The sequence below is a fragment of the Streptomyces mirabilis genome (assembly GCF_039503195.1).
Classification (GTDB): domain Bacteria; phylum Actinomycetota; class Actinomycetes; order Streptomycetales; family Streptomycetaceae; genus Streptomyces; species Streptomyces mirabilis_D.
In genome coordinates this window covers 4,933,243-4,947,974 of the sequence record NZ_JBCJKP010000001.1, presented here as the reverse complement: position 1 = coordinate 4,947,974, position 14,732 = coordinate 4,933,243, and the positions used below count along the sequence as shown (strand labels likewise).

At 70.3% G+C, this 14,732-nt stretch carries 12 protein-coding genes, 1 pseudogene and 1 riboswitch; of the genes and pseudogenes, 10 read left to right on the top strand and 3 right to left on the bottom strand.

What is annotated here, in order from left to right; translation table 11 throughout:
• Nucleotides 1–43: 43 nt before the first annotated feature.
• On the top strand, nt 44–919 hold the full coding sequence (gene otsB / locus AAFF41_RS22795) for a trehalose-phosphatase (RefSeq protein ID WP_319748722.1): 876 nt from the start codon (nt 44–46) through the stop codon (nt 917–919).
• Nucleotides 920–976: 57 nt separating this feature from the next.
• On the opposite strand, the gene AAFF41_RS22790 is transcribed toward otsB, so the two are convergent.
• Both AAFF41_RS22790 and AAFF41_RS22785 read right to left on the bottom strand, forming a co-directional pair.
• Nucleotides 977–2,365 (bottom strand): alpha,alpha-trehalose-phosphate synthase (UDP-forming), encoded by a 1,389-nt coding sequence (locus tag AAFF41_RS22790; RefSeq protein ID WP_343324546.1) that lies wholly within the window; start codon nt 2,363–2,365, stop codon nt 977–979.
• Nucleotides 2,366–2,491: 126 nt separating this feature from the next.
• Nucleotides 2,492–3,436: a glucosyl-3-phosphoglycerate synthase gene (locus tag AAFF41_RS22785; RefSeq protein ID WP_097285240.1), complete on the bottom strand. Its 945-nt coding sequence runs from the start codon at nt 3,434–3,436 to the stop codon at nt 2,492–2,494.
• Nucleotides 3,437–3,615: 179 nt separating this feature from the next.
• A riboswitch (SAM riboswitch) is annotated at nt 3,616–3,762 on the top strand.
• A 17-nt stretch (nt 3,763–3,779) separates the two neighbouring features.
• Between AAFF41_RS22785 and thrC the strand changes: the two genes are divergently transcribed.
• The 6 genes from thrC (at nt 3,780) to AAFF41_RS22755 (ending at nt 11,159) form a co-directional block, all read left to right on the top strand.
• Nucleotides 3,780–5,108 carry a threonine synthase gene (gene thrC, locus AAFF41_RS22780; RefSeq protein ID WP_319748725.1) on the top strand — a complete coding sequence of 443 codons (1,329 nt, stop codon included), beginning with the start codon at nt 3,780–3,782 and terminating at the stop codon, nt 5,106–5,108.
• Nucleotides 5,109–5,196: 88 nt separating this feature from the next.
• Nucleotides 5,197–5,472 carry a ubiquitin-like small modifier protein 1 gene (locus AAFF41_RS22775; protein WP_343324545.1) on the top strand — a complete coding sequence of 92 codons (276 nt, stop codon included), beginning with the start codon at nt 5,197–5,199 and terminating at the stop codon, nt 5,470–5,472.
• Between the two features lie 460 nt (nt 5,473–5,932).
• Nucleotides 5,933–6,139: a cold-shock protein gene (locus AAFF41_RS22770; protein WP_019057200.1), complete on the top strand. Its 207-nt coding sequence runs from the start codon at nt 5,933–5,935 to the stop codon at nt 6,137–6,139.
• 344 nt (nt 6,140–6,483) lie between these two features.
• Nucleotides 6,484–8,106 carry a chaperonin GroEL gene (gene groL, locus AAFF41_RS22765; RefSeq protein ID WP_054235146.1) on the top strand — a complete coding sequence of 541 codons (1,623 nt, stop codon included), beginning with the start codon at nt 6,484–6,486 and terminating at the stop codon, nt 8,104–8,106.
• A gap of 191 nt (nt 8,107–8,297) precedes the next feature.
• Entirely contained in the window at nt 8,298–9,422 is a 1,125-nt protein-coding gene (locus AAFF41_RS22760) for an NADH:flavin oxidoreductase (RefSeq protein ID WP_319748726.1), read from the top strand.
• 195 nt (nt 9,423–9,617) lie between these two features.
• Complete coding sequence (locus tag AAFF41_RS22755) at nt 9,618–11,159, top strand: carboxylesterase/lipase family protein (RefSeq protein WP_343324544.1); 1,542 nt, start codon at nt 9,618–9,620, stop codon at nt 11,157–11,159.
• A gap of 13 nt (nt 11,160–11,172) precedes the next feature.
• Here the strand turns inward: AAFF41_RS22755 and AAFF41_RS22750 are convergent, their stop codons facing one another.
• Nucleotides 11,173–11,634: an imine reductase family protein gene (locus AAFF41_RS22750; RefSeq protein ID WP_343324543.1), complete on the bottom strand. Its 462-nt coding sequence runs from the start codon at nt 11,632–11,634 to the stop codon at nt 11,173–11,175.
• A 239-nt stretch (nt 11,635–11,873) separates the two neighbouring features.
• Between AAFF41_RS22750 and AAFF41_RS22745 the strand changes: the two genes are divergently transcribed.
• The 3 genes and pseudogenes from AAFF41_RS22745 to AAFF41_RS22735 all read left to right on the top strand — a co-directional run bounded on the left by AAFF41_RS22745 (nt 11,874) and on the right by AAFF41_RS22735 (nt 14,730).
• Entirely contained in the window at nt 11,874–12,155 is a 282-nt protein-coding gene (locus AAFF41_RS22745) for a hypothetical protein (RefSeq protein ID WP_319748729.1), read from the top strand.
• A pseudogene (locus AAFF41_RS22740) lies at nt 12,118–13,258 on the top strand (CapA family protein). The gene AAFF41_RS22745 and the pseudogene AAFF41_RS22740 overlap by 38 nt, the downstream one beginning before the upstream one ends.
• Nucleotides 13,259–13,371: 113 nt before the next feature.
• Nucleotides 13,372–14,730 (top strand): phosphoribosyltransferase family protein, encoded by a 1,359-nt coding sequence (locus tag AAFF41_RS22735; protein ID WP_319748730.1) that lies wholly within the window; start codon nt 13,372–13,374, stop codon nt 14,728–14,730.
• Nucleotides 14,731–14,732 lie beyond the last annotated feature (2 nt).

Below are 14,732 nucleotides of genomic sequence, written 5' to 3'. Positions count from 1 at the left end.
TGAGCCGTGGGTGCGCCCGGGGGTGCGCGGATAGGGTCGGGGTATGGGCAGCCACTCGGAAAACGCGGAATTCCCGGACCTCACGGACCCCTTGCCGACACCCGTGACCCCCGCCGGACGCGACGGTCTCGACGCCATCCTCACCCGGCCCGACCGGGCCGTCATCGCGCTCGACTTCGACGGAACACTCGCCCCCATCGTCGCCGACCCGGAGCAGGCCCGCGCCCACCCCGACGCGGTCCCCGCCCTCGCGGCCCTCGCCCCGAAGGTCGCCTCCGTCGCCGTCGTCACCGGCCGCCCGGCCGGCGTGGCGGTCCGCCACGGTGGTTTCGCGGGTGTCCCGGGCCTCGACCACCTCGTCGTCCTCGGCCACTACGGCGCCGAACGCTGGGACGCCCGCACCGGTACCGTCAACGCCCCCGCCCCGCACCCCGGCGTCGCCGCCGTCCGCGCCGAGCTGCCCGGGGTCCTCGACGGGATCGGCGCCTGGCACGGCACCTGGATCGAGGAGAAGGGCCGCGCGGTCGCGGTCCACACCCGCCGCGCGGAGGACCCCCAGGCCGCGTTCGAGGCACTGCGCGAACCCCTCACCGACCTCGCCACCCGCCACGGCCTGATCGTCGAACCCGGTCGGATGGTCCTCGAACTCCGTCCTCCGGGCATGGACAAGGGCGTCGCCCTCCTGGAGTACGTCCGCGAGGTCCAGGCCGAAGCCGTCATGTACGCCGGCGACGACCTGGGCGACCTCCCCGCCTTCGCCGCCGTCGACAAACTCCGCTCGGACGGCGTCCCGGGCCTGCTGGTGTGCAGCGGCAGCGCGGAAGTCACCGAACTGGCCGAACGAGCGGATCTCGTCGTCGACGGCCCCGCGGGAGTCGTGCGCCTGCTGATGGCATTGGCGAGTCGCCTGGACCGTTGATCCCCGGCCGACCGCTGCGCGACCAGCCACAACGCACCCGCAGTCGACCTGTACCCCTTATCCCTCCAACTCCCGCAACTGCTCAAGAAACCACTGCGCCGGAGGCAACGCCGTCCCGGCGGCAGCCAACCGCTTCGTACGTTCCGCCCGTTCCCCCACCGGCATGGTCAGCGCCGCGTCCAGCGCCCGCGCGGTGCCGACCACGTCGTAGGGGTTCACCACCACCGCGTCCTCGCCCAGCTCCTCGTACGCCCCCGCCTCCCGGGAGAGCACCAGCACGCACCCCTCGTCGGAGACGACCGGCACCTCCTTGGCGACGAGGTTCATGCCGTCGCGGATGGGGTTGACGAGGGCGACGTCGGCGAGCCGGTACGCGGCCAGGGAACGGGCGAAGTCGTCCTTGACGTGGAGGACGACCGGGGTCCAGCCCGGTGTCCCGTACTGGGAGTTGATCTCGGTCGCCACCCGCTGGACCTCGGCCGTGTAGTCGCGGTAGACGGCCAGGTCCTGGCGGGAGGGGTAGGCGAAGGCCACGTGGACGACGCGCTCGCGCCACTCCGGGTGGTCCTCCAGCAGCTGCCGGTACGCCAGCAGGCCCCGCACGATGTTCTTCGACAGCTCGGTCCGGTCGACCCGCACGATCGTCCTGCGGCCCTCGCCGATCTGCTCGCGCAGCGTGGCCATGCGGTCCGCGACGTCCGCCTCGTGCGAGCGCCTGCGCAGGAAGTCCGCGTCCGCGCCGAGCCCGTGCACGCCGATCCGGGTGTCGCCGAGACCGCCGACGAGCGCGTCGCAGCAGGCGGTGAACGCGTCCGCCCAGCGCTGGGTGAGGAAGCCGAGCCGGTCCGCGCCGAGCATGCCGCGCAGCACCTGTTCGGCGATGTCGTCGGGCAGCATCCGGAAGTAGTCGACCGGCGCCCAGGGGGTGTGCGAGAAGTGACCGATCCGCAGGTCGGGGCGGAGCTCGCGGAGCATCCCGGGGACGAGGGTCAGGTGGTAGTCCTGGACGATCGCCACCGCGCCCCGCGCCGCCTCCGCGGCCAGCGCTTCGGCGAACGCGCGGTTGTACGCCTCGTACGACGCCCACTGGCGCCGGAACTCCGCGTCGAAGACCGGCTCCAGCGGGGTCTGGTACAGCATGTGGTGGACGAACCACAGCATGGAGTTCGCGATGCCGTTGTAGGCGTCCGCGTGTACGTCGGCGTCGATGTCCAGCATCCGTACGCCGTCCTCGGCGATCCCGCGCCGGACCGCCTCGCGGTCGCCGTCGCCGAGCGCCGAGCACACCCACAGGGCCCCCGCGTCCGGCCCGATCGCGGAGAGGCCCGAGACCAGCCCGCCGCCACCGCGCCTGGCGCGCAGCGAGCCGTTCTCTTGGACCTCGTAGGTGACCGGGCCGCGGTTGGACGCGACGAGGATGTTGTGGGCGCCTTGCGTTGAAGCCATGCCTCGAAACTTAGCCCCGCATGGAAACGCTCAAACGTTCCCGTTGGCCATATGAGGGGTCGTATGTGATCTTCCGGCCGATGGGGGCCGAGCGCGCAGTTCCCCGTGCCCCTTGCAGGGGTGCCGTTACGCCGCCCTTCGTTTCTGGTACTCGGAGATTTCGACCATCGGAGGACGTTCCTCCGTGTCCACCGAGTACGTGCGCGGCTCGAAACCGTCCCCGCCCCGTTCGAACTGGGTGAGGGCCGGGCGGATCAGGTGGCCGCGGGCCAGCCGGAGCTGGGCCGTGCGGTAGATCGCGGCGGACATCCGGCCCAGCGCCTGCCCGTCCTGGTGGCGGTGCTTGCGCACGCCCACGTCGACCTGGGCGAGCGCGTCCAGGCCCACCAGGTGCAGGGCGTCGACCAGCATGCCCAGCTCGACCCCGTACCCGACGGGGAAGGGGAGCTGTTCGAGCAGCGAGCGGCGGGCCGCGTACTCCCCGCCGAGCGGCTGCACGAAGCCGGCCAGCTGCGGCCAGTGCATGTTGAGGAGGGGGCGGGCCATGAGTTCGGTGACCCGGCCGCCCTGCCCCGCCGTACCGCCGAGCGGACGGTCGTACATCGCCTTGACGAGGTCCACGCCGGGCTCGGTGAGCAGCGGCCCCACGATCCCGGAGACGAAGTCCGAGGAGAACTCCTTCAGGTCCGCGTCGATGAAACAGACGATGTCCCCGCTCGTCACGAGGAGGGAGCGCCACAGCACCTCGCCCTTGCCGGGCACGGTCGGGATGCGCGGCAGGATCTCGTCCCGGTGCACCACGCGCGCGCCCGCCGCGGCGGCCACCTGCGAGGTGCGGTCGGTGGAGCCCGAGTCGACGACGACGATCTCGTCGACGAGGGGCACCTGCTGCATCAGGTCGTGGCGGATGATGGCGACGATCTCGCCGACCGTCTCCTCCTCGTTCAGCGCAGGCAGGACGACGCTCACCGAGGAACCCGTGGCCCGTTTGGCGGACATGAGTCTGTGGAGCGGGCGATCGGTCACGGACCAGGAGCGATTGCTCAGCCAGCGCTCAGTTTCCTTCAGCACGGTCTGCGGCTCCTCACTGTCTGATCACCCGGTGTCTCACGGTGTGATCCATCTCGCGGTTCGGACGACTATCTCAACTGTCCTGGCCTTCGGTTACAGTCTTGAACAACGCGGATGACCATCGCATGTCGTAGATCATTTGCGGACGACCGCACCACCCGCACGACACAACCGAATACCGCTCATCCAGAGGGGCAGAGGGATACGGCCCGATGAAGCCCCGGCAACCCTCCAGCTGGTCCTGTCACGTTGATGTGGCGAGGCTCCCGGCTAGGGAAGGTGCCAAATCCGTCTCACGGCGAAGTGCGTCGTGAGGAAGATGAGGAGAAAGGGCCTCGCCTCCATGGCTGCGCAGACTGTTGCAAGTTCGACTGTTGCAAGCACCACGAACCCTGTCGCGGGCGACACCACCACCGTAGTCGGTGTGGATCTCGGACCCGCCGCCGCGCTTTCCTGCCGCGAGTGCGGGCACCGCGTGCCGCTCGGCCCGGTCTTCGCCTGCGAGGAGTGTTTCGGCCCGCTGGAGATCGCGTACGACTTCTCCGCCTACGAAACCGAAGAACTCCGGGCTCGCATCGAAGCGGGCCCCGCGAACATCTGGCGCTATGCGCCGCTGCTGCCTGTCCCGGCCGACGTCGCCGACAAGCCGAACATCAACCCCGGCTGGACCAAGCTCGTCAAGGCCGACAACCTCGCCCGCGAGCTGGGCGTCGAGGCCGGCAAGCTCTTCGTCAAGGACGACTCGGGCAACCCGACGCACTCCTTCAAGGACCGCGTCGTCGCCCAGGCCATCGAGGCCGCCCGCGCGTTCGACTTCACGACCCTGTCCTGCTCCTCCACCGGCAACCTCGCCGGCGCCGTGGGCGCCGCCGCCGCCCGCGCCGGTTTCCGCTCCTGCGTGTTCATCCCGCACGACCTGGAGCAGGGCAAGGTCGTCATGGCCGCGATCTACGGCGGCGAGCTCGTCGGCATCGAGGGCAACTACGACGACGTGAACCGCTTCTGCTCCGAGCTGATCGGCGACCCGGCCGGCGAGGGCTGGGGCTTCGTCAACGTCAACCTGCGGCCGTACTACGCGGAGGGCTCCAAGACCCTCGCGTACGAGATCTGCGAGCAGCTGGGGTGGAAGCTCCCCGACCAGCTGGTGATCCCCATCGCCTCCGGCTCCCAGCTCACGAAGATCGACAAGGGTCTTCAGGAGCTGATCAAGCTCGGACTGGTCGAGGACAAGCCGTACAAGATCTTCGGTGCCCAGGCCGAGGGCTGCTCGCCGGTGTCCGTCGCCTACAAGGCGGGCCACGACGTCGTACGGCCCCAGAAGCCGAACACCATCGCCAAGTCGCTCGCCATCGGCAACCCGGCCGACGGGCCGTACGTGCTGGACATCGCGCGGCGCACGGGTGGGGCCGTGGAGGACGTGAACGACGAGCAGGTCGTCGACGCGATCACGTTGCTCGCCCGTACGGAGGGCATCTTCGCGGAGACCGCCGGTGGTGTGACGGTGGGCGTGACGAAGAAGCTGATCGAGAACGGGCTGCTGGACCCGACGCTGACCACCGTCGTCCTGAACACCGGTGATGGTCTGAAGACGCTGGATGCGGTGGCCGGTACGGGGCTCACGGCGACGATTCGCCCCAGCCTCGAGTCCTTCCGGGAAGCTGGGCTCGCGTAAGCGTCGTCGTTCGTCTGCGGGCCGGTGGGGGCTGGTCGCGCAGTTCCCCGCGCCCCCAAAAGCCCTTACCTGACCGGAGGTCACAAGAATGAGCGTTTCCGTCCGCATCCCCACCATCCTGCGCACCTACACCGGTGGTCGGGCCGAGGTGACGGCCGAGGGTGCGACCCTCGGTGAGGTCATCGCGGATCTGGAGAAGAACCACACGGGTATCGCCGCGCGCGTCCTGGACGACCAGGGCAAGCTGCGCCGGTTCGTCAACGTCTACGTCAACGACGACGACGTCCGTTTCGAGCAGGGTCTGGAGACGGCGACGCCGGACGGCGCGGGCGTCTCGATCATCCCCGCCGTCGCCGGAGGCTGACCGCCTCGCGAGCCGTTACCCAGGGTGAGATAGTTACCCTTGGTAATGCCAATTACCGAGAGTTCATCGAATTGCCCCCTCCGCGAGAGAAGCGGAGGGGGCAATTCTGCATGGTTGAGCGCGGTACAGTTGGGGAAGCCGCTCCACTTTGCATGCCGGGCGCATATGAGTTCGCGCCCGAAGTCCGGCAAGAAGTAGCCAAAGTGTCCCGTGCTTTTGAGCCTTATATGGCTTTTATGGGGCCCGACTTGCCCTGAATCTTCGCAAATTCTCCCCATATTTCCGATCGGTCGTGCCCGGAATTCTCGTCCGATTGACCTGTTGCAGACGGCAGTTGGACAGATACATTCAGCCGCGGTCGACGCGTTCCGGCGCACACCCCCAACCGTTGGGGGGTGAGGTCTGACCCGGGTCCGCGAAGTGCGGTCCTGTGCAAGGGCCAGTAATAGGGGAGTTAGGCATGGCTCAGGGCACCGTCAAGTGGTTCAACGCGGAGAAGGGGTACGGCTTCATCGCGGTCGACGGTGGTGCGGATGTTTTCGTCCACTACAGCGCGATTCAGATGGACGGCTACCGCACCCTGGAAGAGGGTCAGCGGGTCGATTTCGAGATCTCGCAGGGCCAGAAAGGGCCGCAGGCGGACATGGTCCGACTCGCGACCAGCTGAAGCACGCGCCGACTGACTGTTCGACGTGACGAGGGGCTCGTATCCCATGGGGTACGAGCCCTTCGGTCTGTCCGCGCACGGTCGTGGGCCCGCTCGCGCACCGGCGCGACGCGCGGGTTGCGCGCCCCTTCTCACCTGCGGATCAAGGGAAGGCGCTTGCACTCGGCAGGGGCGAGTGCTAATCATTGGCGTTAGCACTCTGAAGGTGAGAGTGATAACGAAGGACCGGGTCGGTGAGGCCCGCAGGCCAGGTGGTGCAAGGAACCACGGGGCAGGCAGGCCGTCCGTCGCGGGCGCCAGCGCGGTCCGGAGCAATCCACCCCAGTCCGGGAGGACCACTTCACATGGCCAAGATCATCGCGTTCGACGAGGAGGCACGGCGCGGTCTCGAGCGCGGGATGAACCAGCTCGCCGACGCCGTCAAGGTCACCCTTGGCCCCAAGGGCCGCAACGTCGTCCTCGAGAAGAAGTGGGGCGCCCCCACGATCACCAACGATGGTGTTTCCATCGCCAAGGAGATCGAGCTCGAGGACCCGTACGAGAAGATCGGCGCCGAGCTGGTCAAGGAAGTCGCCAAGAAGACGGACGACGTCGCCGGTGACGGTACGACCACGGCGACCGTGCTCGCCCAGGCGCTCGTCCGCGAGGGCCTGCGCAACGTAGCCGCCGGCGCCAACCCGATGGCTCTCAAGCGTGGTATCGAGAAGGCCGTCGAGGCCGTCTCCGGTGCCCTCCTCGAGCAGGCCAAGGATGTCGAGACCAAGGAGCAGATCGCTTCCACGGCCTCCATCTCCGCCGCCGACACCCAGATCGGCGAGCTCATCGCCGAGGCGATGGACAAGGTCGGCAAGGAAGGCGTCATCACCGTCGAGGAGTCCCAGACCTTCGGTCTGGAGCTTGAGCTCACCGAGGGTATGCGCTTCGACAAGGGCTACATCTCGGCGTACTTCGCCACCGACATGGAGCGTATGGAGGCCGTCCTCGACGACCCGTACATCCTGATCGCCAACTCGAAGATCAGCAACGTCAAGGACCTGCTGCCGCTCCTCGAGAAGGTCATGCAGTCCGGCAAGCCGCTGCTGATCATCGCCGAGGACGTCGAGGGCGAGGCCCTGTCGACCCTGGTCGTCAACAAGATCCGTGGCACCTTCAAGTCCGTCGCCGTCAAGGCTCCGGGCTTCGGTGACCGCCGCAAGGCCATGCTCGGCGACATCGCCATCCTCACGGGCGGCGAGGTCATCTCCGAGGAGGTCGGCCTCAAGCTGGAGAACGCGGGTCTGGACCTGCTGGGCCGTGCCCGCAAGGTCGTCATCACCAAGGACGAGACCACGATCGTGGACGGCTCCGGCTCCGCCGACCAGGTCCAGGGCCGGGTCAACCAGATCCGTGCCGAGATCGAGAACTCCGACTCGGACTACGACCGCGAGAAGCTCCAGGAGCGCCTGGCGAAGCTGGCCGGCGGCGTGGCCGTCATCAAGGCCGGTGCCGCCACCGAGGTCGAGCTCAAGGAGCGCAAGCACCGCATCGAGGACGCCGTTCGCAACGCGAAGGCGGCCGTCGAGGAGGGCATCGTCGCCGGTGGTGGCGTGGCCCTCATCCAGGCCTCCTCGGTCTTCGAGAAGCTCGAGCTCTCGGGTGACGAGGCGACCGGCGCCAACGCCGTGCGGCTCGCCCTGGAGGCCCCGCTCAAGCAGATCGCCGTCAACGGTGGTCTCGAGGGTGGCGTCATCGTCGAGAAGGTGCGCAACCTGCCCGTCGGCCACGGCCTGAACGCCGCGACCGGTGAGTACGTCGACATGATCGCCGAGGGCATCATCGACCCGGCGAAGGTGACGCGCTCTGCCCTGCAGAACGCCGCTTCCATCGCCGCGCTGTTCCTGACCACCGAGGCCGTCATCGCCGACAAGCCGGAGAAGGCCTCCGCGGCCGCTCCGGGCGGCATGCCGGGCGGTGACATGGACTTCTGATCCTTCCGAGGATCGGTTTTCCTGCCGAGGGCGGTACTCCCTGGAAACAGGGGGTACCGCCCTCGGGCGTGTCCGGGGTCACAGGGTGGGATGCCGGGCGGCCGGAATGACATGAACGGCCGGAGAGTTGTGGTTGAGGCACCATCGATGCATACGCACATACCATCCGGTACCCGAGGAGTCCCCCACACGTGTCTACGACTGCCCCCGCCTCCCGCGCGGCCGAGATCCTCTCCCGCCCTGTCTCGCTGAACGGCCTGACCGTCCCGAACCGGATCGCGATGGCACCGATGACCCGGCAGTTCTCCCCGGGCGGCGTCCCCGGTGAGGACGTGGCCGGGTACTACGCCCGCCGCGCCGCCGCGGGCGTGGGCCTCATCGTCACCGAGGGCACGTACGTCGGCCACGACTCGGCGGGCGAGAGCGACCGCGTCCCGCGCTTCCACGGCGCGGAGCAGCTCGAGGGCTGGACGAAGGTCGCCGACGCGGTGCACGCGGCGGGCGGCACGATCGTTCCGCAGCTGTGGCACATCGGCATGGTGCGCAAGGCGGGGAAGCCGCCGTACGCCGACGCCCCCGCGGTCGGCCCCTCCGGCATCCGTCTCGACGGCACCGAGGGCACCGGCAAGGCCATGACCCAGACCGACCTGGACGAGGTCATCGCGGCGTTCGCCGAGGCCGCCGCCACCGCCGAGCGCATCGGCTTCGACGGCGTCGAACTGCACGGCGCGCACGGCTATCTGCTCGACCAGTTCCTGTGGGCGGGCACCAACCGGCGTACGGACGCCTACGGCGGTGACCCCGTCGCCCGTACGAAGTTCGCGGCGGAGATCGTCGCCGCGGTCCGTGACTCGGTCTCGGCCGACTTCCCCGTCCTCTTCCGTTACTCGCAGTGGAAGTCGGACAACTACGACGCCCGGCTCGCCGAGACCCCGGAGGAGCTGGAGGCCATCCTGACCCCGCTCGCCGCCGCCGGCGTCGACGCCTTCCACGCCTCCACCCGCCGCTACTGGCTGCCCGAGTTCGACGGCTCCGACCTGAACCTCGCGGGCTGGACCAAGAAGCTCACGGGCAAGCCCACCATCACCGTCGGCTCGGTCGGCCTCGACGGCGACTTCATCAAGGCCTTCATGGGCGAGAGCTCCAAGGTGGCCTCCCTCGACAACCTCCTCGACCGCCTGGAGCGCGACGAGTTCGACCTCGTCGCCGTGGGCCGCGCCCTCCTCCAGGACCCGGAGTGGGCGGCGAAGGTCCTGGACGGACGGCTCGAGGAGCTCGGGTCGTACGACCCGAAGGCGCTGAGCACGCTCAGCTGAACCCCGGGCCGACCGGGCGGGACCTGACCTCGTCCGGACCCGACCCGACCGGATCGGATCGGATGTGACCCGACCTGTCCGAAATCGCATCCAGGCGATCACCCTCCCCATCCCCGGGGGTGATCGCCCGGCTGTTTCGTAGCACGCTGTTCCCCCAAGGGCCCGTTCCGTTCCACCCGTACCCAGGGAGCCGTCGTGACGTCAGCAGGAGCGAGCGTGGTGCGCACCCACGCCGGTGCGGTGCGTGGTCGCCGGGAGGACGGGCTGATGGTCTTCCGGGGCATTCCGTTCGCCGAACCGCCGGTGGGGGAAGCGCGGTTCGCCGCCCCGCGTCCGGTGGCCGCCTGGGACGGCACCCGCGACGCGCTCGCCTTCGGGCCGCCGCCCCCGCAGGAGTCGGGATTCCAGGGCCGTACCGGGGTGATCGACGCCCCCATGGGCGACGACTGGCTGACCGTGAACGTCTGGACGCCCGACCCGGACCCGGCCGCCCGCCGTCCGGTGATGGTCTGGATCTACGGCGGCGCCTACAAGCTCGGCCACTCCGGCAGCCCCGGATACGACGCCCGCCGCATCGCCCGCGACGGGGACCTGGTCGTCGTCACCCTCAACTACCGCCTCGGCGTGGAGGGTTTCGCCCGGATCGACGGAGCCCCCGCCAACCGGGGGCTGCTCGACCAGGTCGCGGCCCTGGAATGGGTGCGGGAGAACATCGCGGCCTTCGGCGGCGACCCCGGCCGGGTCACCGTCTTCGGCGAGTCCGCGGGCGCCGGGTCCGTCGCCTCGCTGCTGGCCATGCCCGGCGCGGCCGGGCTGTTCGGTCGGGCGATCGCGCAGAGCGTGCCCGGCCCCTTCTTCTCCGACGACCTCGCCCGCGACATCGCCGCCACCCTCGCCGCCGAGGCGGGCCTGCGCCCGACGGCCGCCGACCTGTCCTCGGTGGATCCCCGCCGACTGACCGCCGTGGGCGAGGCGTTGGGGCCCAGGATGCGGGAGTTCGAGGACCGATGGGGCATGGTCGCCCACACGCTGACCGCCTTCTCGCCCGTCGTCGACGGAGAGGTGCTGCCGACCGCCCCCTGGCAGGCGCTGGCGGCCGGCTCGGCACGGGACGTGGAACTGGTCGTCGGGCACACACGGGACGAGTACCGGCTGTTCGCCGCGCTGGGCGGCCAACTCGGGACGGTCACGGACGAGCAGGCGACGGCGGCACTGCGCACCTTCGGACCGGGACCGGGGTCGGGCTCCGGGGCTGACGGCGAGCGGGCCTACCGCGCCGCGTTCCCCGACGCCTCTCCCGAGGAGCTCTACGAGTGGGTGCACTCCGACGCGGTGTTCCGTATGCCCTCGTTGCGCCTGGCCGAGGCGCAGATCGCGGGCGGTGGCCGCGCGCACGTCTACGAGCTGGCCTGGCCCGCGCCCGCCTACGGAGGCGCGCTGGGCGCCTGTCACGGCCTCGACGTACCGCTGCTGTTCGGAACCTTCGCCGCCGACCTCGGCCTGATGCTGTTCGCCGGGGTCGGGTCGTCCCCGGAGGCCGAGGCCCTGTCGTCCCGCTTTCGCACGGCCTGGACGGCGTTCGCCACGACCGGAGACCCGGGCTGGCCCGCGTACGACACCGCGCGGCGGCCGACCCAGGTCTTCGACACGGACTCCGCGGTCGCCCCGTACCCGCACGAGACCTCGCGCCGCCTCTGGGAGCACCACGACTTCGGGGCGCTGCCGTTGCTGGGCTGAGGGCTCGGGCACGTCAACCCGCCGGCTTCCCGCTGCGCAGGACCGTGGCCAGGCGTGGGAGTCCGTCCGGTCCGTGGCCGGCGGCGACGGCTCGGTCGGCGGCGCCCTTCGCCGCGGTCAGCGCGCCCACCTCCAGGCCGTGGGCGATGGCCGCGTCGATCAGGTGGGCGATCGTCGTCGCCGCGGAGGCGATCGTGGAGCGCTCACCGGGGTAGTCGCCGGTGCGGAGCTGACCGGCGAATCGCGGGATCATCTCGGACAGCAGACCGCTGATCCCGATGGCGAACGGGGCGAGGTCGTCGGGTGCGATGCCCTCGGCCGAGGCGAGCGCGAAGGAGTGCGCGACGCCGTACACCGACATGGTGAACAGGCCGAGGAGCGCCACCTCGTATGCCGCCGCCCGGCCGGGATCGGCACCGAGATACGTACCGGTGCCGCCCACGGCGGCCATCGTGTCCCGTACGGCCTCGTGCACCTCGTGCGCCCCGCTGTAGAGGACGGCGGTGGCCGCCGTGCCGACGACCTGGGGCGGGGTGAGGATCGCGCCGTCCAGGTAGCGGATGCCGTGCCCACGCCTTCGACCTGTCCGCCGGTGAGAACAACGAGTTCGGTACGGGAACCACCGCCGACCGGCACTTCACCCTGTACAGCCTGCGCCACGAAGAGGGTGCCAGTGCGCGTCTCGACGGTGACGTCCCCGCGAAGCTCCATCTGATGAACCCGATGCACCACCTCGTGGACAGGGGCAACGAGAACCGGTCGAAGCACTGGTGGATCCGCCTCGGTACCAAGGACAGCGACACCGCGCTCACCGTCGCGAGCAACCTCGCCGACCGCGTGAAGAACCTCGGCGACGACGTCGACACCTCGTACGACTCGGCCACGGCGCGGACAACGACCGGCCGACTTCGTCAAGTGGATCGCTACGGTGTCCGGCTGCAGGGCCTAGCCTGGAGGCATGGGTGGTGGCCTCGTCACACTGTTCCTGGCCGGTGATGTGATGCTCGGCCGGGGAGTCGACCAGATCCTTCCGCACCCCGGCGATCCGAAGCTGCGGGAGTCGTACATCAAGGACGCCCGCGCCTATGTGGAGCTGGCCGAGGCGGTGAACGGCGTGATTCCCCGCGCGGCCGGCTTCACCTGGCCCTGGGGCGACGCGCTGGACGTGCTCGCCGCGGTGGCCCCCGACGCCAGGATCCTCAACCTGGAGACCGCCGTCACGCGCAACGACGAGGCCGCGCCCGGCAAAGAGGTCCACTACCGGATGCACCCGGCCAACCTGCCCGCCCTCGCCGCCGCCGGTCCGCACGCCTGTGCCCTGGCCAACAACCATGTGCTGGACTACGGCCGCCGCGGGCTGGAGGAGACCCTCGACGCCCTGGCGGACGCGGGTCTTCGCGCGCCGGGAGCGGGGCGGGACGCCGACGAGGCCCGGCGTCCCGCGATCGTCCCCGTCACTGGCGGCCGGCGCGTCCTGGTCTTCTCCGTGGGGGTGGCCTCCAGTGGCATACCCGGTGGGTGGGCCGCCACGGCGCAGCGCAGCGGGGTCGACTTCGTCGCCGAGCCGTCGGACGCCGCCGCGGCCGGGATCGCGACCCGGCTGCGTCCGGCCAAGCGGCCGGGCGACATCGTGGTCGTCTCGGTCCACTGGGGTTCCAACTGGGGCTACCTCGTCCCGCGTGACCAGGTCCGCTTTCGGCCATGCGCTCGTCGACGGCGGCGCCGACGTCGTGCACGGGCACTCCTCGCACCATCCGCGGCCGTTGGAGTCGTACCGGGGAAAGCTCATCACCCACGGCTGCGGTGACCTGATCAACGACTACGAGGGCATCGGCGGCTACGAGGAGTACCGGGACGATCTCCGTTTGCTGTACTTCGTCACCGTGGACCCGGAGGACGGCAGGTTCGACCACGTGCGCGTCGTCCCGATGCGGTCCCGGCGGATGCGGCTGGAGCGTGCGACGGTCGACGACTCGCGGTGGGTGCGGGACGTTCTGAGCCGGATCAGCCGGGCCTATGGCTCACGGGTCGACCTCGACCCGGACGGCGCCCTCACCGTCCGGCCGGCCCTGGGAGCCGCGAGTGGCGGCGCTCCATAATGGACTTGTCCGAAGGGAACAGACTCTTCCGCCCGGAATTGATTTTCCGCCCTGCAGTGCGGACCGGACTTCACTCGGGACCCGAGGAGCTCACCTCACCCCGGGAGGCGACCATGTACTTCGCTGATCGAATCGACGCGGGCCGGCAGCTCGCCGCCCGGCTGCACCACCTCAAGGGCCAGGACCTCGTGGTCGTGGGACTTCCCCGCGGCGGCGTTCCGGTCGCCGCGCAGGTCGCCGAGGCTCTCGGCGCTCCGCTCGACGTCTGCCTCGTGCGCAAGCTGGGGGTGCCCTTCCAGCCGGAGCTGGCCATGGGCGCCATCGGCGAGGAAGGCGTCCGTGTCATCAACGAAGAGGTGCTGCGGGGGACGGGGGTGACGGAGCGTGCCCTGGCGGCGGTGGAGGAACACGAGCGCGGTGTCCTGCAGCAGCGGGCCCGCCAGTACCGGGGCGAGCGGCAGCCGGCCCGGTACGAGGGCCGGACGGTCCTGGTGGTGGACGACGGGCTGGCGACCGGCTCCACGGCGCTCGCGGCCTGCCGGATCGCGCGCGCCCGCGGCGCGTCGCGGATCGTGCTGGCGGTTCCCGTGGCGCCGCACGACTGGTCGGCCCGCCTCGGAGGCGCGGCGGACGAAGGCGTCTGTCTGCACACCCCCCGGCTGTTCTACGCGATCGGCCAGTTCTACACGGACTTCGGGCAGACGAGCGACGAGGAGGTCATCGCCTGTCTGGAGCACAACCGCGCGGTGCACGCCAGGTCCGACGCACCGCAGGCCGCGGGCGGTGCCTCCCCGGAGGACGCTCCCCCGCCCTACGACCGGGAGGTCCGGATTCCGGCCACGGGCGCCGCGCTCGACGGGCGGCTGACGGTACCCCGCGGCGCCCCCGGGGTCGTCCTCTTCGCCCACGGCAGCGGCAGCAGCAGGAAGAGTCCACGCAACCGCTTCGTCGCCACCGGGCTGAACCGCGCCGGTCTCGGCACCCTTCTGTTCGATCTGCTCACCGAGGCCGAGGCGGTGAACCGGGACAACGTGTTCGACACGGCGCTGCTCGCCCGCCGCCTGATCCAGGCGACCGAATGGCTGCGTGAGCAGCCCGGCACCGAGGGCATGGCCTTCGGTTACTTCGGTGCCAGCACGGGCGCCGCCGCCGCGCTGTGGGCCGCGGCGGAGCCGGCGGCGGACGTCGCGGCAGTCGTCTCCCGCGGGGGCAGGCCGGATCTGGCCGGCGCCAGGCTGCCGGAGGTGAAGGCTCCGACGCTGCTCGTCGTCGGGGGCCGTGACCACGTCGTACTGGACCTCAACCGGCAGGCCGCGGCGCGCCTGAGCTGTGAGCATCGGCTGGCCGTCGTCCCCGGTGCCACTCATCTCTTCGAGGAACCCGGCACCCTGGAATCGGTCACCGAGCTGGCCACGGAGTGGTTCACCGGGCATCTCGCCTCTGCCGTCCCGAGCGCGGGAGCCCGCAGGTGACC

Coding starts and splice junctions, on each gene's coding strand:
- groL (WP_054235146.1), top strand. CDS start 6,484: ATGGCCAAGATCATCGCGTTCGACGAGGAGGCACGGCGCGGTCTCGAG.
- otsB (WP_319748722.1), top strand. CDS start 44: ATGGGCAGCCACTCGGAAAACGCGGAATTCCCGGACCTCACGGACCCC.
- AAFF41_RS22745 (WP_319748729.1), top strand. CDS start 11,874: ATGAACCCGATGCACCACCTCGTGGACAGGGGCAACGAGAACCGGTCG.
- AAFF41_RS22770 (WP_019057200.1), top strand. CDS start 5,933: ATGGCTCAGGGCACCGTCAAGTGGTTCAACGCGGAGAAGGGGTACGGC.
- thrC (WP_319748725.1), top strand. CDS start 3,780: ATGGCTGCGCAGACTGTTGCAAGTTCGACTGTTGCAAGCACCACGAAC.
- AAFF41_RS22775 (WP_343324545.1), top strand. CDS start 5,197: ATGAGCGTTTCCGTCCGCATCCCCACCATCCTGCGCACCTACACCGGT.
- AAFF41_RS22790 (WP_343324546.1), bottom strand. CDS start 2,365: ATGGCTTCAACGCAAGGCGCCCACAACATCCTCGTCGCGTCCAACCGC.
- AAFF41_RS22735 (WP_319748730.1), top strand. CDS start 13,372: ATGTACTTCGCTGATCGAATCGACGCGGGCCGGCAGCTCGCCGCCCGG.